The following is a 437-nucleotide window of genomic DNA, read 5'->3' on the forward strand; positions in this document are numbered from 1 at the left end:
AAAGGCGTCTGCTGAGGCGACCGCCACAGCAGACGCCCCTCGACCTATGCAGATGCGTTTATCACAAAAACTTTTTAACATCATAACAGGTGCAAAATAGTTTATATTGAACAAATCTGATGCTTCATCATAACTTATAGCACTCGCAGGTTTTAGCAAAATTGAACCAGCACAATAAGCAAGACCTGTAAACTTTCCATATTTTTCTTTCAAACTTTGCAAAAATAATGGCATATCTGAAAGATGCTCGTTTAAATCTACTTTTTCAATAAAACAATGCTCAGAATTTATACACTCAAATTTAAGAGCGGCAAGTTTTTCTTCATTACGACCAATTGCAACAACTTTTGCGCCTTCTTCAATCAGTTTAAGAGCTACTGCTTTACCAATTCCTGAACTTGCACCTGTTACTATAAAAATATCATTCGATGAAAAAA

1 protein-coding gene is annotated in these 437 nt (G+C 35.7%); it reads right to left on the minus strand.

Annotated features, from left to right (window positions below):
• Positions 1-437 (minus strand): SDR family NAD(P)-dependent oxidoreductase (locus B4C08_RS00190; RefSeq protein ID WP_349675596.1); only part of this gene is annotated, 437 nt, incomplete at both ends.

This window comes from Treponema sp. UBA753, assembly GCF_002297325.1.
Classification (GTDB): domain Bacteria; phylum Spirochaetota; class Spirochaetia; order Treponematales; family Treponemataceae; genus Treponema_D.